The organism is Gryllotalpicola sp. (assembly GCF_027352875.1).
Lineage (GTDB): Bacteria > Actinomycetota > Actinomycetes > Actinomycetales > Microbacteriaceae > Gryllotalpicola.
This window is the reverse complement of record NZ_DAIEII010000039.1, coordinates 1-20839: the sequence shown is the minus strand read 5'-3', so window position 1 is coordinate 20839 and position 20839 is coordinate 1. Positions and strand designations below refer to the sequence as shown.

Annotated in this window: 21 protein-coding genes; 5 read left to right on the top strand and 16 right to left on the bottom strand. The window is 68.6% G+C overall.

Annotated elements, in window-relative coordinates:
• Positions 1-56: 56 nt before the first annotated feature.
• The 3 genes from M7D61_RS04585 to M7D61_RS04575 are packed head-to-tail and all read right to left on the bottom strand — an operon-like array spanning position 57 to position 3623.
• Entirely contained in the window at positions 57-839 is a 783-nt protein-coding gene (locus tag M7D61_RS04585) for an ABC transporter ATP-binding protein (RefSeq protein ID WP_298228060.1), read from the bottom strand.
• The gene (locus tag M7D61_RS04580; RefSeq protein ID WP_298228058.1) at positions 836-2773 is read right to left on the bottom strand and encodes a branched-chain amino acid ABC transporter ATP-binding protein/permease; all 1938 of its coding nucleotides are present in this window, start codon (positions 2771-2773) and stop codon (positions 836-838) included. Before M7D61_RS04580 ends, M7D61_RS04585 begins: the two co-directional genes overlap by 4 nt.
• Positions 2766-3623 (bottom strand): branched-chain amino acid ABC transporter permease, encoded by an 858-nt coding sequence (locus M7D61_RS04575; protein ID WP_298228056.1) that lies wholly within the window; start codon positions 3621-3623, stop codon positions 2766-2768. The genes M7D61_RS04580 and M7D61_RS04575 overlap by 8 nt, the downstream gene beginning before the upstream one ends.
• A gap of 210 nt (positions 3624-3833) precedes the next feature.
• Here M7D61_RS04575 and M7D61_RS04570 point away from each other — a divergent pair, with 210 nt between their 5' ends.
• Positions 3834-5057: an ABC transporter substrate-binding protein gene (locus M7D61_RS04570; protein WP_298228055.1), complete on the top strand. Its 1224-nt coding sequence runs from the start codon at positions 3834-3836 to the stop codon at positions 5055-5057.
• 290 nt (positions 5058-5347) lie between these two features.
• Here M7D61_RS04570 and M7D61_RS04565 read toward each other — a convergent pair whose 3' ends face one another.
• The 12 genes from M7D61_RS04565 to M7D61_RS04510 all read right to left on the bottom strand — a co-directional run bounded on the left by M7D61_RS04565 (position 5348) and on the right by M7D61_RS04510 (position 17304).
• A complete protein-coding gene (locus tag M7D61_RS04565) occupies positions 5348-6292 on the bottom strand; it encodes a DMT family transporter (RefSeq protein WP_298228053.1) in 945 nt (314 codons plus the stop codon).
• Positions 6289-7044, bottom strand: coding sequence for an SDR family oxidoreductase (locus M7D61_RS04560; RefSeq protein WP_298228051.1), 756 nt, complete (start codon positions 7042-7044; stop codon positions 6289-6291). Before M7D61_RS04560 ends, M7D61_RS04565 begins: the two co-directional genes overlap by 4 nt.
• Before the next feature lie 32 nt (positions 7045-7076).
• Entirely contained in the window at positions 7077-8237 is a 1161-nt protein-coding gene (locus M7D61_RS04555; RefSeq protein WP_298228049.1) for an acyl-CoA dehydrogenase family protein, read from the bottom strand.
• A complete protein-coding gene (locus tag M7D61_RS04550) occupies positions 8234-8701 on the bottom strand; it encodes a MaoC family dehydratase (RefSeq protein ID WP_298228047.1) in 468 nt (155 codons plus the stop codon). The genes M7D61_RS04555 and M7D61_RS04550 overlap by 4 nt, the downstream gene beginning before the upstream one ends.
• Before the next feature lie 15 nt (positions 8702-8716).
• Complete coding sequence (locus M7D61_RS04545; protein WP_298228045.1) at positions 8717-9598, bottom strand: CoA ester lyase; 882 nt, start codon at positions 9596-9598, stop codon at positions 8717-8719.
• Positions 9599-11344, bottom strand: a complete 1746-nt coding sequence (locus M7D61_RS04540) for a biotin carboxylase N-terminal domain-containing protein (RefSeq protein WP_298228043.1) — start codon at positions 11342-11344, stop codon at positions 9599-9601.
• Positions 11345-11378: 34 nt separating this feature from the next.
• Positions 11379-12920: an AMP-binding protein gene (locus M7D61_RS04535; protein ID WP_298228041.1), complete on the bottom strand. Its 1542-nt coding sequence runs from the start codon at positions 12918-12920 to the stop codon at positions 11379-11381.
• Positions 12921-13014: 94 nt separating this feature from the next.
• Positions 13015-13644: a TetR/AcrR family transcriptional regulator gene (locus M7D61_RS04530; protein WP_298228040.1), complete on the bottom strand. Its 630-nt coding sequence runs from the start codon at positions 13642-13644 to the stop codon at positions 13015-13017.
• A 21-nt stretch (positions 13645-13665) separates the two neighbouring features.
• Positions 13666-14754, bottom strand: coding sequence for an NADH:flavin oxidoreductase/NADH oxidase (locus tag M7D61_RS04525; protein WP_298228038.1), 1089 nt, complete (start codon positions 14752-14754; stop codon positions 13666-13668).
• A 57-nt stretch (positions 14755-14811) separates the two neighbouring features.
• On the bottom strand, positions 14812-15411 hold the full coding sequence (locus tag M7D61_RS04520; protein WP_298228036.1) for an EthD family reductase: 600 nt from the start codon (positions 15409-15411) through the stop codon (positions 14812-14814).
• A 3-nt stretch (positions 15412-15414) separates the two neighbouring features.
• Entirely contained in the window at positions 15415-15741 is a 327-nt protein-coding gene (locus M7D61_RS04515) for an EthD family reductase (RefSeq protein ID WP_298228034.1), read from the bottom strand.
• Positions 15742-15744: 3 nt separating this feature from the next.
• Entirely contained in the window at positions 15745-17304 is a 1560-nt protein-coding gene (locus M7D61_RS04510; protein WP_298228032.1) for an acyl-CoA carboxylase subunit beta, read from the bottom strand.
• Between the two features lie 118 nt (positions 17305-17422).
• Between M7D61_RS04510 and M7D61_RS04505 the strand changes: the two genes are divergently transcribed.
• Together M7D61_RS04505 and M7D61_RS04500 are read left to right on the top strand one after the other, a co-directional pair.
• On the top strand, positions 17423-17908 hold the full coding sequence (locus tag M7D61_RS04505) for a MaoC/PaaZ C-terminal domain-containing protein (RefSeq protein WP_298228030.1): 486 nt from the start codon (positions 17423-17425) through the stop codon (positions 17906-17908).
• A gap of 34 nt (positions 17909-17942) precedes the next feature.
• Positions 17943-18575, top strand: coding sequence for a biotin transporter BioY (locus tag M7D61_RS04500; RefSeq protein ID WP_298228028.1), 633 nt, complete (start codon positions 17943-17945; stop codon positions 18573-18575).
• 112 nt (positions 18576-18687) lie between these two features.
• Here M7D61_RS04500 and M7D61_RS04495 read toward each other — a convergent pair whose 3' ends face one another.
• Positions 18688-19479: an IclR family transcriptional regulator gene (locus M7D61_RS04495; protein ID WP_298228026.1), complete on the bottom strand. Its 792-nt coding sequence runs from the start codon at positions 19477-19479 to the stop codon at positions 18688-18690.
• Between the two features lie 106 nt (positions 19480-19585).
• Between M7D61_RS04495 and M7D61_RS04490 the strand changes: the two genes are divergently transcribed.
• Positions 19586-20428 carry a fumarylacetoacetate hydrolase family protein gene (locus M7D61_RS04490; RefSeq protein WP_298228024.1) on the top strand — a complete coding sequence of 281 codons (843 nt, stop codon included), beginning with the start codon at positions 19586-19588 and terminating at the stop codon, positions 20426-20428.
• A 34-nt stretch (positions 20429-20462) separates the two neighbouring features.
• Positions 20463-20839, top strand: a 377-nt coding sequence (locus tag M7D61_RS04485) for a cupin domain-containing protein (protein ID WP_298228022.1), incomplete at its 3' end; no start/stop codon positions are given.

The window sequence follows — 20839 nt, the reverse complement described above, 5'->3', positions numbered from 1 at the left end:
CAATTGCTTCGGCGAAGAACCAGGATTCGACGCTGCTCGGGTTTGCTGAGGGGGTGCTATTCGGCGGCGAGCTCGGCGTCCAGCACTTGTTCGATCCCGGCGGCGACCGGTGCCTCTGACGCCACGCCGCCCAGGTAGATGTGCCGGATCGCCGGGTCTTCGCGGAGCGCGTCGGCAGCGCCTTCGAGCACAACCTCGCCGCCGCTGAGCAGATACCCGCGGTCGGCGAGGGCAAGGGCCGCGTTGGCATTCTGCTCGACGAGCACGATCGTGAGACCCTGTTCCTTCCGCAGCGTCCCGAGCACGTCCATGATGCGTGCGGTCATCTGCGGCGAGAGGCCGAGGCTCGGCTCGTCGAGGAGCATGATGGTCGGGCGGCTCATCAGTGCGCGGCCGATCGCGAGCATCTGCTGCTCGCCGCCGGACAGCGTGCCGGCGAGCTGCTTCCGACGCTCGGCGAGCCGCGGGAACACCGTGAAGACCTCGTCCATAGTCGCCTTCGCCCCGCCAGACCGTCGGCGGGTGTATCCGCCGAGGACGAGGTTGTCGGCGACCGACAGCGAGGAGAAGACCTGCCGTCCTTCCGGGACGAGCACGAGACCGGAGCGCACGACCTGGCTCTGCCGCATCCGCCCGGTGTCACGACCGGCGATCATCACTCGCCCGCGGCGGAGCCGGTGGCTGCGAGCGATGATGTTGAGCAGCGTCGACTTGCCGGCGCCGTTCGGGCCGATCACCGTCACGATCTCGCCGGCGCCAACGTGGAAGGACACGTCGTTGAGGACGCGGGCGCGGCCGTACGAGAACGTGATCCCGCTGACTTCGAGTGCGTTCGTCATTTCGCTGCTCCAGTGGTGGCGACGCTGCCGGTGACCTCCGGCGGCTCGTGCGAGACACCGAGGTAGGCGTCGATGACGGCCTGGTCAGCCTGCACCTCCGCCGGGGTGCCCACGCGGAGCGTGGCACCGAAATCGATGACCTGCACACGGTCGGCGACCGACATCACGAACTCCATGTCGTGCTCGATAACGAGCACGGCGATTCCCTCACGGCCGAGCTGTCTGAGCAGCCGCATGAGGGTGGCCTTCTCGGCTTTGTTGAGGCCGGCGCATGGCTCGTCGAGCAGGATGACCTTCGGTGACGCGACGAGTGCCCGGGCGATCTCGACGCGCTTCTGCTGGCCCAGCGACAGGTTCTTCGCGTCGCGGAAGACGTACGTCCAGAGGCCTAGTCGGTTCAGTACGGAGCGTGCGATGTCGTCGATGCGGCCCTCCTCGCGGAGTGCGCCGATCGTCGGCACTGCGGCGCGGAGCATCCCCACGTTGCCGCGGGTATGGGCACCTACCTTGACCGTCGAAACCACGTCCATGCCTTCGAAGAGCGCCGGCGTCTGGAACGTCCGGGCGAGGCCGAGCCGCGCGACCTCGTGGGCTTTCAGCCGCGTGGTCTCCACGCCGCTGATTTCGATGCGGCCGGCCGTCGGCACCAGATTGCCCGAGAGGAGGTTCACAAGGGTCGACTTGCCGGCGCCGTTCGGTCCGATCACGGCGAGCACCTCGCCGGAGCGGATCTCGAGGTCGACATCGTTCACTGCGGTCACGCCGCCGAAGCGCTTCACGAGCCCGGTCGCACGGAGGACCGCGTCGCCGATCACGGGGGTGTCGGCGGCGTCTTCCTCCGCCCGGAGCGCCGCCATGTCAGAGGTCTCCGCGCCGGTCTCCTCGACAGCCAGGTCCGGGGGGCCGTTCTCGCCGCGGATCTTCCGGACGACCCAGAAAATGAGCTGCCCCAGTGCGCCGGCGACTCCGTCCGGCCGGACCACGAGGATCACGACGAGGATGACGCCGAGGATGAGCTGCCGCGCCGCGCCGGCCCCGGCGATGCCGAAGATCACGGGGAGGAAGAGCCCGGTGACCTCCTTGAGCGCTTCGAGGACGATCGCACCGATCACCGCACCCCACGGGCTGCGCATCCCGCCGAGGACGGCGATCATGAGGATGTCGATCGTCGCAGAGAGATCGAAGTCGGTGGGGGCGACGTACTTCGTCTCGAAGGCGTAGACCGACCCGGCGACCGCGCTGATGACCGCGGCGATTGTGAAGATGCGGGTCTTCGACCACGCGATGTCGATGCCGGCCGCTGCGGAGGCCGCTTCGTGCCCGCGGATCGCGAGCAATGCGCGGCCCTCGCGACCCTGTCGGAGCATGAGGGCTCCCCAGAGCACGATGCCGACGATGATCCAGTTGACGATGACCTGGCCCATCGGCGTCGTCACCTGCAGGCCGAAGAGGTTCAACGCCGGGATGCCGCCGACGCCCGAGGCGCCGCCGGTCCATTCCAGGTTGTTGAAGAGCAGATAGAAGACCTGGGTCAGCGCGAGCGTCGCCATCGCGAGGAAATGGCCGCGGAGCCGGAACACCGGCCGGGCCACGAGCATCCCGATGGCGCCGGCTGCGATCGCGCCGATGACGAGCGCGAGCAGGCCGTACCACCCGAACTTGACCGTGAAGATCATCGCGGCGTACCCGCCGACGCCGTAGAAGGCGCCGACGGCGAGCGAGAACTGCCCGGCGTAGCCGATGACGAGCACCATGCCGAGCCCGAGCAGTGCGGTGAGCCCTACCTGGTAGCCGACGCTCGCGAAGTGCGAGTTCGCCGTGAACGCGTACACGAGCACGACGGCGATCCAGGCGAGCGCACCGCCGAGGTGCCGCCAGGTCGGCACGCCGCCCCGGCGAGGAATCTTCAGCGCGGTAGTCGCAGCGTCAAACACGATCCGAGACCACCTTCCGGGTGAGGCCCTGCGGTCGCACGATGAGCAGGACGATGAGCAGCGCGAAGAGGATCGTCCACTGCTGCTGCGAGCTGACGAAACGGGCCACAACCTGCGACACGATGCCGATCAGGAAGCCCCCGGCGAGGGTGAGCCTGAGGTCCTCGAAGCCACCGAGGATCGCTGCCATGAAGCCCTGCAGGCCGAGGGCGACGCCGATGTCCGCGGTGACCGATGAGGTCGGGGTCTGCGCCGCTAACACAAGTCCGGCGATCCCGCCGGAGAACGCGAACGCGATCGTCGCCATGACCGGCAGGCTGATTCCTACCACTTTCGCTGCGTAGGCGTTCACGGAGAACGCGCTCAGCGCCTTCCCCGAGAGGGTGCGGTCGAAGAACAGTGTGAGCCCGAGCCAGCCGACCACCGCGAGGCCGATCACCCAGAGTGACTCGGGGATGATGTGCCCGCCGAGGATGTTCAGCGCGTCGCCGCCGGTGATCGGATCGAACTGGGACGGGTCGGTCCCGAACAGGAGCAGCAGCGCAGAGCGGATGATGATGCTGACGCCGAGCGTGACGATCGTCTGCACCATGAGCCCGTGCTTCTGCAGCGTGCTGATCGCGGCGTGGTACATCGCGACGCTGACGAGGGCGGCGATGACGGCCCCGCCGAGGATCGCGACGAACGGGGGCACGACTCCGGAGAGCACGACGGCGCCGAAGCCGCCGGCGGCAGCGATGTCGCCCATCGCGAAGTTCACCATTCCGGTGAGGCGGTGCACGATCACGTATCCCATGCCGATCGCGCCGTACAGAGCGCCGACGGTGAGTCCAGACAGTAACAACTGCATGGCGACGTCCAACTGAAGCCTCCCTGATTCAGATACGCAGGTCAGTCTGGCATCTGGAAGCCTCTTGATTGACAGACGAACAAGCGTTTGCTTGACTTAAGATAGATGGGCGTCGTACGCAAGTCAATTGCGACCCGCACAGGTCGTTGACGGCGCCCGTTCAGTCAGTTCAATGACGAACGATGAAACCCACGAAAGGGCCCTTTAATGATGAAGTCCTCTATCCGTGCCTGGCGGGCCACAGCTATCACCGCCGGCACCGCAGCCGTATTCCTCGGGGTTGCGGCGTGTTCCTCGACGGGCGGTGGCAGTGGGTCGTCGCCCTCCGGCGCTGCTCTCGCGCCGTACAACGTCGGTGTGCTCGTCGACCTCACCGGCTCCTACCAGTCCCTCGGCGTGCCCGAGGAGAAGGCGATCAAGCTCTACTTCGACAACCTCAACAAGAATGGCGGCATCGACGGCCACTCCATCCACCTCGAGGAGGTCGACACCACCTCGACCAACGACGAGGCGATCAACCAGCTCCGCGCCTTCCAGGACGGCGACGTCGTGGCAATCCTCGGTCCCGGCTCCTCCGGCGAGTCCACGGCGCTCCAGCCGGTCGCTGCCGAGGTGCGGATCCCGACTGTCACGATGGGCTCGTCGGACGCCATCGTGACCCCGGCGTCCGCCTCGACCTATATCTACAAGCAGTACAGCGGCACCGTGCCATCGCTCAGGGCGCAGGTGGAGTACGCGAAGTCGCAGGGCTGGACCAAGCTCGCCATGCTCTACGCGAACAACGGCTACGGACAGGACCCGGCGAACCAGATCGACAGCGTCGCGAAGCAGGAAGGCGTGACGCTCACCGGCAAGGAGGCATTCGACCCGTCGGCGACCGACATGACGGCGCAGCTCGGGACGATCGGAGCAGCGAATCCGGACGCCGTGCTCGTCTGGGGCACGATGCCCACGAACACGAACATCGCGAAGAGCGCGAAGCAGATCGGCTTCACTGCACCGATCTTCCAGTCACCGGGCGCCGGCTCGCTCACGTACCTCACCCCGGATACCGAGGGGACGTACGTCGAGGGGTCTGTCATCCTCGCGGCTGACACGCTCAGCAGCTCGAGCCCGCAGTACCAGCCGGTCCAGGACCTCGTCAACGCCTACAAGGCCGCCGGCTACGGCGCCCCCGGCCAGTTCGACGGGAACGGCTGGGACGCGGCGACGCTCCTCGTCAACGCGATCCGGAAGGCGAACGACCCGAATCCGACCGACACGCGGAACACGCGGGACGCCATCAACTCGTCACTCGAGAACAACACCCAGAAGGTGGTCGGCGTGAACGGCATCTACACCTTCAGCCCTGACTTCCACGGCTCGAAGGCCCTCGACGGCCTCGCGGTGCTCAAGGTGGTCGGCGGCAAGTTCGAGATCCAGAAGACCTTCTGACGGAATCGGATACCGCGACGGCGCCGGAACCCAGTGGAGTTCCGGCGCCGTCGCCGTTCCCGGAGGGTGAACATGGTTCAGGCGCAGGACACTCTCGAGATCTCAGTCCTGCGCGTGCGGTATCGACCTCGAACAGTAGGGGCTCCCGTCGATCTTCACCGAAGACGCGAGATTCGAGGCTTCGCCTTCGCCCCCGGACGACGGACCGGCGGAGTTCGTGGCGACGGTGAGCGCGTTCCTCACCGGGGTGCGGACCCCCGGATCGCTCCGATCCCGGCGTCGGATCCCGGCTACGACGTGATCGGGCCGGACCCGGACTGGATCGTCGCCTGAGCCCTGGCACGCCGCGCACCGAGGATGCCGAGGGCGACTCCGACGAGCACGATCGCGCCGCCGACGAACTGCGGCCATTCGAGCTGCTCCGCGAGGAGCAGTGCACCGAGGATGACCGCGACGAGCGTGACGAGATAGGTCACCATCGACGTCGCCACAGCACCCCAGACGGTGATGACCTGCAGGCTCCACACGTATGCGATCCCGGTCCCCAGCGCACCGAGCAGTGCGAGCAGTGCGAGCGGCAGCCAGTCGAAGCGGATAGGCGTGAGGTCGACCCACGGTGCATAGAGCAGCTGAATCGCGGTCCCGGCGATCATCTGCGCTGCGGTGGCCGAGATCGGGTCGAGTCCGAGCGGGGCGATCATCTTCCGGGTCCATGCGAAGGCGAAGCCGTTGCCGAACACCGCCACGATGCAGGCGAGCTGCGCGCTGACGTCGAACCCGCCGGCACCGGACCATTGCCAGGGGGCGAGCACGATGACGATCCCCACCGCGCCGACGGCGATGCCGGTGAGTCCGAACGAGCCGACTCGCTCGCCGCGCAGGGCGACGAGCATGATGAGCGCAGTCGCGACCGGTACGCCGGCGTTGTAGATGCTCGACAGCCCGCTCGGGATGTGCTCGCCTGCATAGGCGTACATCGTGAACGGCAGCACGAGCCCGACGGCGGCGAGCACGACGAGCCGCCACCACGCCTGGAACATCCGCGGCCAGGGCCGGTGCAGCACGACCGCGACGACACTGAGCACCGCGGCCCCGACCGCTACCCGGAGCAGCACGAGTTGCCACAGGCTCACCGCTTCGAGCCCGATGCGGATGCAGAGGAACCCGGAACCCCAGACCACCCCGAGCGCGACAAAGGCGAGCGCCGTGCGCGAGGCCCGTGGCGTCGGTCTCACGGCCGGTCGAACAGCTGGAAGAAGCGGGTCGCGCCGCCGTCGATGAGGATGTCGGCGCCGTTGATGCTCCGCGCATCGTCGCTGAGGAGGAAGGCCGCGACCGCGCCGATCTCGTCCGGCTCCACGATGCGCTCGGTCGGCACCTTCCGCGGCACCTGTCGGCGGACCTCATCGATCACCATCGGGGTGTCGACGACGCCCGGGCAGATCGAGTTGATCGTGACGCCCGTCCCCCAGAAGTCGATCGTGAGCGAGCGGGTGAGGTTCGACAAGCCGGCCTTCGACGCGGCGTAGCTCGGGTAGGGGTAGCCGGTGACGCCGGCGATCGAGGAGATGTTCACGATCCGGCCCCAGCCTTGCTCGACCATGGCCGGCGCGAACTCCTGGATGATGCGGAACGGCCCCACGAGGTTGATCCCGAGCGCCCGGGCAAAGGAGTCATCGTCGTGGTCCTTCAGGTACTTCCGGTCGAGGACGCCCGCCGCGTTGACGATCGCGTCGACGGCGCCGAACTCGGCCCGGACCTGGTCGCCGAGCGCGTGGACCTGGGCGGGGTCGGTCACATCGGCGACGAACGGCTTGGCTTCTCCGCCGGCCGCGGTCACAGCCTGCACCGCCCGCTCGACCGCCTCGGCCGAGAAATCGACGAGCGCGAGCGCATAGCCGACCTTCGCGAGCCGGGCGTTGATCCCCGTGCACATCCCGCCGCCGGCACCGGTGATGAGCACGACCTTCTGCTTGGTTCCGGACATCGGTGTCCTCGCTCCTGCCGCTGATCGCTCTGCTAATACGACCTGGGCAGCCCCAGGTACCGCTCCGCGATGAAGTTCCGCATCATCTCGTCGGTGAGCGGCGCGAAGGTGTAGAGCCGGGCGTCGCGGAAGAACCGCTGCATCGGGTACTCGCGGCTGAGTCCGCTGCCGCCCATCACCCGCATTCCGGTGTCGGTGAGCTCGGTCGCAGCATCGGAGGCGGCGACCTTGGCCATCGCGGAGAGCACCGCGGCGTCCTCACCGGTGTCCGCGGCGGTCGCCGCAGCGTACAGCAGTGACCGGGCCGATTCGAGGTGGATCGCCCCGGTGGCGAGCCGGTGCTGGAGCGCCTGGAAGGTGCCGATCGGCCGTCCGAACGCCTGCCTCGCGGTCGCGTAGTCGACCGCGGCGTCGAGGGCGCCGCGCCCGATGCCGACCGCGACGGCCGCCGCGTTGAGGCGCTCGCCGTTCAAGGTCCCGAGCACCTGGTGGAAGCCGCGGTCGACCTCTCCGAGCACGGCGTCCTCGCCGACGAGCACATCGTCGAAGCCGACCTCACAGGTCGACAGCCCGTGGATCGCCATGGTGTTGAGTTCCGACACGGACACTCCTGCCGCATCGCGCGGGACGAGGAACATCGTCACGCCGCTCACGGACGAGCCGGACGACTCCGAGGTGCGGGCGAGCACGATGAGGTGCTTGCAGTCGATCGCCCCGGAGATCCAGAGCTTCGCGCCGCGGATCCGCCAGCCGTCGGCGACGCGCTCCGCCTGCGTCCGCATCACGCGGACCACGTCGGTGCCGCCGTCCGGCTCGGTGAGCGCGAACGCCACCCGGCCCTCGCCGACGACCAGCGGCTCCAGGACCCGCGCCCGCTGCTCTGCGGTGCCGTGCTTCCCGAGCAGGCTGACGCCCATGTACTGAACGACGAAGCTGACCGCCATCGAGGTCGCGGAGGCTCCGAGCTCCTCGAGCACGGCAGCCTGGCTCAGGTGGCTCGCCGACGCGCTGCCGTCGGACTCGGCCCCGAGCTGGACGAGACCAGCCTCGGCGAGCGCGGTCCAGAGCGCCTCGTCGTAGGTCTCCGCCTCGTCGAGTTCGTGGATGCGTGCTGGCGGTGAGACCTTCGCGACGATGTCGCGGACGATCTGTTTGATCTCTTCGACCTCAGGTCGATCGAGCGGTGAGCTCATTCCTCGATCCCTTCTGCGCCGGGTGTACGGAGCATGAGCGCGGTGCGGCGGACGACGCAGACGAGCTCGTCCCGCTGGTTGTAGCCGCGGTGCTCGATGCCGATGATGCCGGTGGTCGGTCGCGACTTCGAGATCCGCTTGTCGAGCGCCTGGGTCTCGACCCGGATGGTGTCGCCGAGGAACACCGGTTTCGGGAACTCGATCTCCCGGAAGCCGAGGTTTCCAAGCGTCGTGCCGAGCGTCGTCTCCTGCACCGGGATGCCGACGACGAGCCCCAGCGTGAACACGCTGTTGACGATCCGCTGCCCGTACATGCTCTGCTCGGCGAAGTGCGCGTCGAGATGCAGCGGCTGGACGTTCATCGTCAGCGTTGTGAAGAGGACGTTGTCGACGTCGGTGACGGTGCGGGTGACCGCGTGCTTGATGACCTCGCCGACGACGAAGTCCTCGTAGTACATGCTCATGATGGCTTCTCCGGTTCAGGAATCGGTGAGCGGCACCCCGGCCGCCTGGAGTCGGGCACGCGCGTTCTCCGCGTGCGCGAGGTCGATGTGCTCGCCGTCGAATGACACCGCGCCTTGTCCGGCGGCGACGCCGGCCCGGTACGCGGCGATCAGGCGGCGGTAGTGGTCGATGTCGGCGGCGGAGAGCCCATACACCTCGTTGACGACCGGGGCGTGGCTCGGGTGGATGAGGACCTGTCCGCGGTAGCCGAGCCCGGCGTTCGCCTCGGCGAAAGCGCGCAGCCCGGCGAGATCCTTCACGTCCTGCCACAGCCCGAGGACGATGACATCGAGCCCGGCGGCCTTCCCGGCGAGCAGCAACCTGCTGCGGAGGTACAGCGTCTCGGCGCCCTCCGATGTCCAGGCGAAGCCGACGCTCCGCGCGATGTCGGCATCCTTCGCCGCCGCTGCCATGAGACCGACGACGCGCGGGCCGGCGAGGATCGCCTCCGCGTTCACGATCGCGCGGGCGGTCTCGAAGGAGGCGATGACGCCGATGCTGGCACGCGGAATACCGTTCGCCAACTCGCCGGCCGCGATCACCGCGTCGAAGCCGACGACGTCGTCGCGCTCCTCGAGCATCGGCAGCAGGTAGGCGTCGAGCCCGGCGATGGCGGTCGCCTGCACGTCGAGCGCGAAGTGCTCGGTCGCGAGCCCGTTCGCCCGGACCACGATCGCCTTGTCTCCCCGGTACGCCGCGATCGCATCGCGGGCGTTCGTCCGGGCATCGGCCTTCGTCGCGGACGGCACCGAATCCTCGAGGTCGATGATGATGCCGTCGGCGTCCGAGTGCAGGGCTTTGACGATCCAGTCGGCCTTGTGACCCGGGACGAAGAGCAGGGAGCGGACGGAGCGCATTCAGGCCGCCTGGTAGACGGCGAGCAGGGCGCCCGGCGCGACGGGCTGGCCGACCGCGACCGGAACCTCGGCGACGGTGCCGTCGGCCGGGGCGACGATCGGATTCTCCATCTTCATCGCCTCGAGGACGAAGAGCTGCTGCCCCGCGGTCACCGCGTCGCCGGGAGCGACGCCCACCTTGACGATGGTGCCCTGCATCTTCGCCTTGATGGTCCCGTCGAACGCCCCCTGCTTGCTGCGGCGTCCGGCGGAGGGGCGCGACGCACCGCTGGCCGCCGCCGCCTCAGGCGCTACGGGACCGCTCCGCGTCACGGTGGTCGCATGCTCGGAGAAATAGGGGATCCGGTAGTAGCGCCCGACGACCTCGACCTCGTCGCGGCCCAGTGGCGGCTCTTCGTCCTGGATCGTGAACGAGCGCTCGAGCCAGTTCGTTGAGATCGTCATCGCGCGGAAGTCGGCTGAGTCGATGATCTGCCCGATGGCGTTCGCAGTGGTCGGGATGCCGTCCACGACGAGCCGCCCGAGCGCTGCGTGGAGCCGGTCGATCGCGGTCTTCCGGTCGGGTCCGACCGCGATGAGCTTTCCCACGAGGCTGTCGTAATCGGGCGACACGGTGTCGCCGGACTCGTAGCCGCCGTCCCAGCGCAGCCCCTCGCCGCCGGGGACGACGAGCCGGTCGATCGGGCCCGGCGCAGGCCGGAACACGCCGCCTTCGACCGCCTCCGCGTTGATGCGCGCCTCGATGGCAGCGCCGCTCGTCGGCAGCATGTCGCCCTCGGGTAGCGAGAGCGGCTCGCCGGCGGCGACCCGGAGCTGCTCTGCGACGATATCGATGCCGGTCACCGCCTCGGTCACCGGGTGCTCGACCTGCACTCGGGTGTTCATCTCGAGGAAGTAGAACTTGTCGCCTTCGACCAGGAATTCGAGCGTCCCGACACCGGTGTAGTCGACGTGCTTCGCGAGCCGGATCGCGGCGTCGGCCATGGCATGGCGCATCTCGCTCGTGAGCCCGGGGGCCGGCGCCTCCTCGACGAGCTTCTGGTGCCGGCGCTGCACCGAGCAGTCGCGGTCGCCGAGCGCGACGACCCGCCCGTGCGCGTCGCCGAGCACCTGGACCTCGACGTGCCGTGCCGCGTCGAGGTACCGCTCGACGTAGACCGCACCGTTGCCGAACGCGGCGGTCGCCTCCCGCACCGCGCTCGCGAACGCTTCCTCGACCTCGGACTCCTCGCCGACTCGGCGCATCCCGCGGCCGCCGCCGCCGAACGCGGCCTTGATGAGGATCGGATAGCCGTACTCACGACCGAACGCGATCGCGGCGGCGGCATCCGGGATGGAGTCGCCCGTACCCGGGGCGAGCGGCACGTCCGCCGCGACAGCGACCGCGCGCGCCGCGACCTTCTCGCCCATCGTCGCGATCGCCGCCGGGGAGGGGCCGATGAAGACGAGGCCGGCGTCGGCGACCGCCTGCGCGAAGTCCGCGTTCTCGGCGAGGAAGCCGTAGCCCGGGTGGATCGCCTCGGCACCGGTCGCCTTCGCGGCCGCGACGATCGCTCCGATGTTCAGATAGTTCGCGCTCGCCGGGCCGGGGCCGAGATCGACCGCCTCGTCCGCAGTGCGGACGTGCAGCGCCTTCACGTCCGCGGCGGAGTGGATCGCGACGGTCTTGATGCCGAGCTGCTTCGCGGTGCGCATGACGCGGACCGCGATCTCGCCGCGGTTCGCGATCAGGATCTTCCCGAACATGAGTCCTCTTGTCTGGTGGTGGTGGCGGACAGGGTCAGACCCAGCCGAGCTTGGCCTTGAGCTGCTCCTTGACGAGCTTCCCGGCGCCGGAACGGGGGATCTCGTCGGCGGGCATGAAGGCCCATCGCTTCGGGATCTTGTAGCCGGCGATGTGGTCGCGAAGGAATGCGACGAGGTCATCCGCGGTAGCGTGCTGGCCGTTCCGCAGCGAGATCACGGCGCGGACCTCCTCGCCCCATTTCGGGTCCGGCGCGCCGAGGACCGCGGCCTCGAGCACCGCCGGGTGCAGGTAGAGCGCCTGCTCGACCTCGACGCAGTAGACGTTCTCGCCGCCGGACTTGATCATCTCCTTCACGCGGTCGCGGAAGAAGAAGTAACCCCGGTCGTCCTGCACCGCGAGGTCGCCGGTATGCAGCCAGCCACCGCGGATCGCCTCGGCGGTCGCCTCCGGCCGGCCGTAGTAGCCGGTCATGACGCTCGGTCCCTTGACGACGATCTCACCGAGCTCGCCCGGCGCCACGAGACGGCCGTCCTCCTCGAGGCTCATCAGCCGCGCCTCGACGAGGTGGTACTCCTGGCCGATCGAGCCGTCGACGACGGGGTCGAGCATATCTTCGTGCCGGAGCGCGGCGACCATCGGACCGGCCTCGGAGAGACCGTAACGGAAGTAGAGCTTCGCCTGCGGGAGAGCAGCGTAGAAGTCCTCTTTGTCGGGCATCCGGAGCAGACCGGCGCCGGTGTGCATCGCCTTGAAGTGACGCTGCACCCCCGCGTCGGCGAGCGCACCGGCCTGGAGCAGGTGGCGCATCATGTTCGGGATCATGAACGTGTTGGTCGCGCGCTCGCGGCCCACCCATTCCACGAACTCGTGCTCGTCGAAGCGGTCGAGCAGGATCGTCGTCTTCCCGGCGATGAAGTGGGTGACGAGCCAGGTGAGGATGCCGGCGGAGTGGAACATCGGCGTCGACATGAGGCCGCGCTCTTCCGGGTCGGCACCGACGCCGGCGGTGATGTACTCGTTCAGCGCGTTCGCGAGGCCGGCGCGGTGCGAGAGCACGACCGCTTTCGACTTGCCGGTGCTGCCGCCCGTATAGATGAGGCAGAGCCCCCCTTCCGGCGTCGCCCAGTCCTCGACCTCGGGAGACCCGGTGCGCAAGGCATCGACATCGCCCTGTCGGACAACGCGCGGCACCACGGTCGTCTCCGGCTGCGCGGCGAGGATCGCGATCGCCTCGTCGAGCAGCGTCTCGAAGCGCTCCTCGACGATGATGAGCCGGGTCTTGCTCTCCAGGATCCCCTCGGCGAGCTCGGGGGCGGCCCAGCGCCAGTTGTACGCGGTGTAGATCCCGCCGGAGAGGGCGGCGCCGAGCAGCACCTCGGCGTCGAAGACGGAATTGCCGGCGAGCACGCCGACGGTGTCCCCGGTCTCGATCCCGGCGGCACGGAGGCCGCGGGCGAGACGTGCGGCCCGGTCGGCGGCCTCGCCGAAGGTCACGCGCCCATCGGCGGAGACGAATGCCTCGCGCGCGGGATACCGACGGGCGTTCAACCGCACCCAGTCTCCGAGAGTTCGCATCTTTGCTGCTCCTGGTCCAAGTGAACAAGCGTACGCTTGTTCGTATAACTCACCCTAGTCCGGGCCCGCGCCGGCGACAAGTCGGGCGAAGGCGTCAGTCCGTACCGAGCACCGCATCGACGCGGGCATCGGCGCCGATGACGGCAAGACTGCGGAGCACGATCTTCGTGTACGTGCTCGTGATCTGCGGAAGGCTCATCCCGCCGTCCGGGCGGTACCAGCCAGAAACGTGGGTACCGATCGCGATGATGCTGAACGCATGGAGCCGGACGTTGAGCAGCGGCGACTCGGTGGACTGATGGGCTTCCCGGATCAGCGTCTCGATCCGCCCCCGGTATTCAGCACGCTTCGCGGTGATCGTGGCCCGCGCCTCCGGCGGTAGCGAGCGGAGCTCGGAGTTGCCGATGAACGTCTCCTGCGCCCGCTCCGCATGGAAGCGGATGTGACAATCCATCAGCGCGATGAGGCGGTCGACCGGGTCGATGACACCGGACAGCGCCTGGTCGAGCTGGGCGAGCAGGTCGTCCATGATCCCGCCCATGACGTCGAGCAGGAGCTCTTCCTTGCTCGAGATGTGGTTGTAGAGACTGCCGACTTTGATTCCGACGCTCGCCGCGATCTCGCGCAGGCTCGTCGCCTCGTAGCCATGCACTGCGAAAAGCCGCGCAGCTTCACGACGGATCGACGCGGCGGTCTCGAGACCCCCTGCGGTGGCTCCGACCATGACACACCTGTTTCTGTGGGTTTACGGGATGCTCCCGGCGAATTTCGCCATCTGATATTGACACGCCCATTCAAGCGAACCACCGAGTTCCGCGGCGGCGCGCAACGCGAACGTGGGTTCGCGGAGGAACTGCCGTGCGACGTAGACGACGTCGGCTGCGCCGTCGACGAGGATCGTCTCGGCCTGCTTCGGGGAGTCGATGAGTCCGGCGACGCCGACCGGGATGCCGACGCCGGCACGGACGGCCCGGGCGAGCGGGACCTGGTAGCCGGGGCCGACCGGGATGTCCTGGCGGTGATCGTTCCCACCCGAGGAGACGCTGACGAGGTCGACGCCGTGCGCCTCGAGCCGCTGCGAGACGCGCATCGCCTCCGCGGCATCGATACCGCCTGGCACCCAGTCCGCGGCGGAGAGCCGGACGACCATCGGCATCCCGTCGGGCATCACCGCACGGACGGCGTCCACGATCTCGATGAGCAGTCGGGAGCGTCGCTCTTCGTCGCCGCCGTACTCGTCGTCACGCTGATTCGAGAGCGCGGAGAGGAAGTTGTCGAGGAGGTAGCCGTGCGCGCCGTGGATCTCGATGAGGTCGAAGCCGGCGCGGATCGCCCGCCGCGCCGCCGCGGCGAAGTCGTCGACGATCGAACGGATCTCGGAGGCGGTGAGCTCGTGCGGCACCGGCATCCGCCCGTACGCAAGGGGCGACGGCCCGACGGTGACCCAACCGCCCTGTTCCGGGCGGACCGCGCCGCGGCCCTCCTGCGGCGGATTCGCCGATGCCTTCCGCCCGGCGTGCGCGAGCTGGATTCCGATTGCGGCGCCCTGCGTGTGGACGAAGTCGACGACGCGACGCCACGCCTCCGCGTGCGCGTCGCTCCAGATGCCGGCGTCCTTCGCGGTGATCCGGCCGGCCGGGTTCACCGCGGTCGCCTCGGTCATGACGAGCGCTGCGCGTCCGATCGCGAAGGAGCCGAGATGGACGAGCTGCCAGTCGTTCGGCATCCCGTCATCGCAGGAGTACTGGCACATCGGCGCCACCCAGAGCCGGTGCGGCAGCGTCAGCGCGCCGAGGGTGATCGGTTCGAACAGTCTGGGTGGGATATTCGCCATCGCATCCTCCGTGGGGTGGGCGTCGAGCGCCCGTCGATTCCGGTGCAGCGAGGCGGATCAGACGATCCGCACCTCGCGTGCGATCAGTGTCTGCGCGAGGACGAACCTCGTCGGCACGGCACCGGTCGAGGCGAACGCCTCGGCCGCCGCCTGTGTCGCGAAGCCGATCGACGCCGCGACCTCGGGCAGGGTGTCGATCCGAGCCAGCCGTTCCCGGAGCAGCAGCGAGGCGCCGGGGTCGCGGCGGTCGACGGTGACCCCGAGCGACTCGGGTTCGTCGAGCGATGCCGCCCAGGCGCTCGCGGCGACCGGGTCGCCAGCGCCGAGCAGCCAGACCTTCCACGGCCATTCGGCGTGCGGGCCGTCCGCGTCGTACGCGCAGCCCGTGAGACCACTGAGGAAGTTCGGCTCGTCGGCGACGAGCCGGTCCGCGACGTCGGAGCGGAAGCCGGCCGTCGCGGCGTCGTCGTCCGCGAACCACAACTCGACGACCCCGTCGACGCCGCCCTCGGCTCCGCCGACGACGTGGTTCTGCAGGTAGCGGGTGACCCGCGGCAGGTCCTTCGCGATCACGGCGTGCGTGGTCGACCAGTAGTCGCCGAACTGCGCCGGGGTGCGGTCGTCGCGGCGACGCAGCAGGGTGATCCGCTTCGGCATCCTTCAGTCCTCCGGCACGAACAGGTCGACGTCGTGCTCGTCGGCGATGAACCACTCAGTGCTCGCAAGGAAATCCTCCTCGTGCTTGAAGAGCGCCGCAGCCGCTGGGCTGTCGAAGGCGATCGCGACGTCCTTCACCGAGTCGAACATGAGCTCGGCGATGCCGTCCCATGGCCACTGCTTGCGGTGGTCGATCGCGATGTTCTGCCGGTATCCGCGGATGCCGGGCAGCTTCGCGACGTAGGCCGGGTGCGCCGCGGTCCAGTGCCCGAGGAAGGTCTCGCGATCCATCCCGTCCTTGCGGCGGATGACCACCATGACCTTGACCACGATTCAGACCGGAGTCACGGCCTGGCGGCGAACCACCGGCGTCTTGGGTCGGCGCGAGTAGAGGTCCAGGCGGCGCGACAGATCGCTGCGGAGCTCGTCGCTGGGCACGACCGCTTCTACCGCGTTCGCGTCGGCGATCTTGAACACGTCGATGCCCTCGGCGTACTCGGCCTGCTTCGCCTTGACGAAGGCGGCACGCTCCTCGGGGTCCTCGATCGCCTGGATCTGGTTGTAGTACACGCCGTTGACCGCAGCGTCGGACCCCATCAGCGCGGGGCGCGCGGTCGGCAGGGCGATGACGGCGTCCGGGTGCATCGGCGCGCCGGACATTGCGAGATAGCCGCCCCCGTAAGCCTTGCGGACGAGGACGGTGATCCGCGGCACCCGGCATTCGGAGACCGCGAAGATCATCTTCGCGCCGTGCCGAATGATGCCTTCGCGCTCGACGGCGGAGCCGATCATGAAGCCGGCGATGTCGACGAGGAAGATGATCGGCACGTTGTACGCGTTGCAGATCCAGATGAACCGGGCCGCCTTGTCGGACGAGTTCGTGAAGAGGCTGCCGCCCATGTGGCTCGGCTGGTTCGCGACGAGCCCGACCGGCCGGCCGTCGATGCGGGCGAAGCCCGTGATGAGCTCCGGTGCGAAGAGCTCCTTGTACGGGAAGTAGCTGCCCTCGTCGACGAGCGACTCGATGAACTCCTCCATATCGAACACCTCGGCTTCGCGCAGCGGGACGATCTCGCTGAGTGCACGTCCGGGGCGCGGCGCGGCAGCCGCTGCGATCGGCGCGGGTTTCTCCCAGTTCGGCGGGAGGAACGAGAGCCACACCCGGATCGCGTTCAGCGCCTCGAGGTCGTCCTCGACGAGGACGTCGGAGAGCCCGGAGATGGTGGAGTGCATCTCCGCCCCACCCATCTCCTCGAGCGTCACCTTCTCTCCGGTGACCATCTCGGCGAGCCGAGGCGAGCCGAGGTAGGCGGTCGCGTTCCCGCGGACCATGATCGTCATGTCGCACAGCGCCGGCACGTAGGCGGAGCCGGCCGGGGAGGGGCCGAAGAGCGCGCAGACCTGGGGGACGCGGCCGGAGATCTGCACCTGGTTGTAGAAGATGTTCCCCCAGGCGTGGCGCCCGGCGAAGGACTCGAACTGCTCGTCGATACGGGCCCCGGCGGAGTCGAAGAGATAGACGATCGGGATGCCGGCGGCGACCGCGGTCTCCTGGGCGAAGGTGATCTTCTCGAAGGTCCGACTTCCCCAGGTGCCGGCCTTGACGCTGTAGTCGTTTGCTATGACACAGACCTTGCGGCCGTCGACGAAGCCGTAGGCGCAGACCACTGCGTCGCCGGGCAAGCCCTCGCTGTAGCGGGCCAGCAGGCCGTCCTCGACGTAGTCCTCGTCGTCGAAGAACAGCCGCAGACGGTCGCGGACCAGAAGCTTGCCGGACTCGAGGATCTTCTGGCGGCTCTTCTCGGATCCGCCGAGCCGCGCCCCGGCGAGCACCTCGGCGAGACGTTCGTGCACCGTAGCCGTGGCTTGGGCGTCTTCGGCCTGGCTCGTCATCATCGACCTCCGGATTTGCCTCTGCATTTATATGAACGAGTGTACGTTAGTCCATTGAACGACGATCGGCCAACGATCGCCGGCGACGAGGCCCGCGACGGAGGAGGAAGTGGAGACGATGAGCGACGATGCCGCGGTGGTCGGACGCAGGATAGCGTTCCCTGAGCACTACTGGGACGATCTGCAGGTCGGCGACGTCCTCGCCTCCACCGGCATCACGATCACCGAGGCGCACCTCGTCAGCTGGGCCGGGCTCACCGGCGACATCGTCGAGTTCCACATCAACAAGGACTTCGCTGCGGGCACCCCCTTCGGCGAGCGGATCGGACACGGCCCGCTCACCCTCTCGGTCGCGCTCGGCCTCACGACGCAGACCGGGTACTTCTCCAAGGTCGTCGCCTGGCTCGGACTCGACGCCGTCCGCGCCTCGAAGCCGGTGCTCATCGGCGACACCATCCGCGCTGAGGCGACCGTCCGCGAGACCCGCCCCACGCGCAAGGCCGGCAACGGCGTGTGGTCCCTCGACTACCAGGTGCTGAACCAGCGCGACGAGACCGTCATGACCTTCACCTCCGGCTTCCTTGTCGCGATGCGACCGGAATGACCGGACCGAGCCCGACCCCGAACAGGAGCCACGCATGAGCACGATCGCCACCCCGGCGTCCATCCTCCGCCCGACCCTCGCCGATCGGTTCGTTCCGCGGCGCGGGGTTCTCACCGACGTGCTGCTGATCGCGGCCGGAGTCGCGGTGACCGCCGGATTAGCGAAGGTCGAGGTTCCGATGTGGCCGGTCCCGATCACCGGGCAGACCCTTGCCGTCGTCCTCGTCGGCGCCGCCCTCGGCACCCGCCGCGCCACGATCGCCCTCACCGCCTACCTCGCCCTCGGCCTCGCCGGCGTCCCGGTCTTCGCCGATGCGATCGCCGGCCCCGCCTACGTGCTCCAGCCCTCCTTCGGGTTCATCATCGGCTTCGCCCCCGCCGCTGCTCTCATCGGCTGGCTCGCCGAACACCGCTGGGACCGCAAGCCCGTGCTGTCCCTGGCCGCGTTCGGCGCCGCCTCGATCATCCCGTTCCTCATCGGGGTGCCCTACATGGCCATCGTCCTCGGTGCGATGGGGCTGCCGAACGACCCGGAGACCATCCTCAGCCTCGGCGTCACCCCGTTCATCCTCGGCGGCGTCGTGAAATGGCTCGGCGCCGCGGCGCTGCTCCCCGCGATCTGGAAGCTCGTCGGCGTCGTCGACTCCCGTCGCGACGACGCCGACTGACGGCGCGGCGATGGCAGCGGTCACGGCGGCCGAAACGCGAAGCAGACGGTGCTCGGGCTGGAGCCGGTAGCGCTTGGCGCGATCCCGCGGCGGGATTCGTCCATCGATGGATTCAGCGACGGAGCCGCCACGGCGTGACGACCCCCCGGGCGGCGAATTCGGCGACCACGTCGCTCGCCGCCGCGGCGAGTTCGGCAAGGCGGTGCGGCCGGCCGCGCTTCAGGGGGACCGAGACGACGAGCGCGAGCCGGGTCGCCCGGGTGGCGCCGTCGAGGGGCACAGCGATCGAGTTCACGCCCGGCTCGGACTCCTGCACGGCACGGCACCAGCCGAGGCGTCGGATCGCGTCGAGCTCTGGGAGCAGACGGTCCATGGTCGCGATCGATTGCGGCGAACGGCGCAGCATCGGCGTCGGCATCAGCGCCTCGACCCCTTCGTCGCGCATCGCGGCGAGCAGCAGCTTCCCGGCGGCCATCGTGTTCGCCGGTGCGGTCATGCCGATGCGAAGCCCGATGTCGGCGCTGTAGGCGGAGCGGCGGCCGTCGACGACGAGCACGTGGTCGCCGGTGAGCACGGCGCTGTGCACTGACTCGCCGGTGCGCTCGCGAAGCGTCTGGAGCACCGGTCTGAGGCGCAGCCGCACGGCCGGATCGAGCGCCGGCACCTTGGACATGGCGAAGAGCGAACGCCCCGGAGAGTAGCCGCGACCGCTGCGACCGAGCACCGCGTACCCGGCTCGGGTGAGCGCGGTCATGAGCCGGTGCGCCGCGGAACGGCTGAGACCGAGGGCGGCGGCGACGTCGCCGATGGTGACCCGGTCCCGCTCGTCGAGCAGCTCGAGCGCGCCGAGCACCGCGTCGATGCCGTTGATCGGTGCTGGCCGGTCCGTTGCTCCTCGACTCATCGTCCCTCCTCGTGGGACAAATAATACGAACGACTGCTAGTTCATATCCATCTCGCCGGATACTGATGAGGTCGGAAGTACCGGGCCCGAATGGAGAGTCGACAACGTGAGGATCGTAGCGTTCGCATCGAACGGACGGCAGTCGTGGGGGGTCCTCCAGGACAGCGTCGTGCACGATCTCGGTGCCGTCACCGGGCTCGCCGGTCTCGGCGAGGCGCTCCGCTCCGGCCGCTACGAGGCCGCGCTCGGCGCGGTGGGCACCGCGCCGACGATCGAGCTCTCGCAGCTGCAACTCGACCCGCCGGTCGTCGACCCGCACAAGATCCTCTGCGTCGGCCTCAACTACGCCGACCACATCAGGGAGATGGGTCGCGAACTGCCGGCGAAGCCGGTCATCTTCACCCGCTTCCCCGACACCCTCGTCGGCAGTGGCGAGCCGCTCGTCGCGCCGCGGAACAGCACCAGATTCGACTATGAGGGCGAGTTCGCCGTCGTGATCGGAAAGGGAGGCCGGCATGTCGCCGCCGGGGACGCGCTCGATCACGTCCTCGGCTACACGATCATGAACGACGGCTCGCTCCGCGACTACCAGCGGCACACTGCGCAGTTCACCCCCGGCAAGAACTTCCCGCGCAGCGGCGCGCTCGGTCCGTGGATCGTCACCGCCGACGAGTTCGGCGAGGTCGGGCCTCAGCGGATCCGCACCTCCGTGAACGGCGTGACCGTGCAGGACTCCCGCCTCGAGGAGCTTGTCTTCGGCGTCGCCGATCTCATCGCTTATATCACGGAATGGACCGCGCTCGAGCCGGGCGATGTGATCGCGACCGGCACCCCCGGCGGCGTAGGCGACGGCCGCGAGCCGGCCCTGTTCCTCTTCCCCGGCGATGTCGTCCGCATCGAGATCGACGGCCTCGGAGCCCTGACCAACCCGGTCGCCGAAGAGGCGTAGCCGGGAATCATCAAGAGAAAGCAAGGAGAAGGAAATGAGCGAGACCAAACTCAAGAAGCTCAGCGTGCAGCGCAAGGACGAGTTGCCCATGGCGCCGGGCCAGACGCAGAACGCGAAGCGGTACTCCGGCGTGAGCAAGGAGAACACCGCGGTCAAAGACCTCTGGTTCGGCAAGGTCGTGACCGGTCCCGGCGAGATTTCCGACGCGCACCACCACGGTGAGGCGGAGACCGGCGGCTACGTGTTCAAGGGACACGGCTTCATCCGCTTCGGCGAGCGCTACGAGGAGATCGTGACGATGGAGGAGGGCGACTTCGTGTACGTCCCGCCGTTCGTCCCGCACATCGAGGGCAACCTCAGCCACACGGAGGAGCTCATCTGGCTCACCACCCGGAACCCGGACAACATCGT

What these genes read in the sequence shown, in the direction of transcription:
- M7D61_RS04585 (WP_298228060.1), bottom strand. Translation starts at nt 839, where the DNA reads ATGACGAACGCACTCGAAGTCAGCGGGATCACGTTCTCGTACGGCCGC.
- M7D61_RS04575 (WP_298228056.1), bottom strand. Translation starts at nt 3,623, where the DNA reads ATGCAGTTGTTACTGTCTGGACTCACCGTCGGCGCTCTGTACGGCGCG.
- M7D61_RS04570 (WP_298228055.1), top strand. Translation starts at nt 3,834, where the DNA reads ATGAAGTCCTCTATCCGTGCCTGGCGGGCCACAGCTATCACCGCCGGC.
- M7D61_RS04560 (WP_298228051.1), bottom strand. Translation starts at nt 7,044, where the DNA reads ATGTCCGGAACCAAGCAGAAGGTCGTGCTCATCACCGGTGCCGGCGGC.
- M7D61_RS04555 (WP_298228049.1), bottom strand. Translation starts at nt 8,237, where the DNA reads ATGAGCTCACCGCTCGATCGACCTGAGGTCGAAGAGATCAAACAGATC.
- M7D61_RS04550 (WP_298228047.1), bottom strand. Translation starts at nt 8,701, where the DNA reads ATGAGCATGTACTACGAGGACTTCGTCGTCGGCGAGGTCATCAAGCAC.
- M7D61_RS04545 (WP_298228045.1), bottom strand. Translation starts at nt 9,598, where the DNA reads ATGCGCTCCGTCCGCTCCCTGCTCTTCGTCCCGGGTCACAAGGCCGAC.
- M7D61_RS04540 (WP_298228043.1), bottom strand. Translation starts at nt 11,344, where the DNA reads ATGTTCGGGAAGATCCTGATCGCGAACCGCGGCGAGATCGCGGTCCGC.
- M7D61_RS04535 (WP_298228041.1), bottom strand. Translation starts at nt 12,920, where the DNA reads ATGCGAACTCTCGGAGACTGGGTGCGGTTGAACGCCCGTCGGTATCCC.
- M7D61_RS04530 (WP_298228040.1), bottom strand. Translation starts at nt 13,644, where the DNA reads ATGGTCGGAGCCACCGCAGGGGGTCTCGAGACCGCCGCGTCGATCCGT.
- M7D61_RS04525 (WP_298228038.1), bottom strand. Translation starts at nt 14,754, where the DNA reads ATGGCGAATATCCCACCCAGACTGTTCGAACCGATCACCCTCGGCGCG.
- M7D61_RS04520 (WP_298228036.1), bottom strand. Translation starts at nt 15,411, where the DNA reads ATGCCGAAGCGGATCACCCTGCTGCGTCGCCGCGACGACCGCACCCCG.
- M7D61_RS04510 (WP_298228032.1), bottom strand. Translation starts at nt 17,304, where the DNA reads ATGACGAGCCAGGCCGAAGACGCCCAAGCCACGGCTACGGTGCACGAA.
- M7D61_RS04505 (WP_298228030.1), top strand. Translation starts at nt 17,423, where the DNA reads ATGAGCGACGATGCCGCGGTGGTCGGACGCAGGATAGCGTTCCCTGAG.
- M7D61_RS04500 (WP_298228028.1), top strand. Translation starts at nt 17,943, where the DNA reads ATGAGCACGATCGCCACCCCGGCGTCCATCCTCCGCCCGACCCTCGCC.
- M7D61_RS04495 (WP_298228026.1), bottom strand. Translation starts at nt 19,479, where the DNA reads ATGAGTCGAGGAGCAACGGACCGGCCAGCACCGATCAACGGCATCGAC.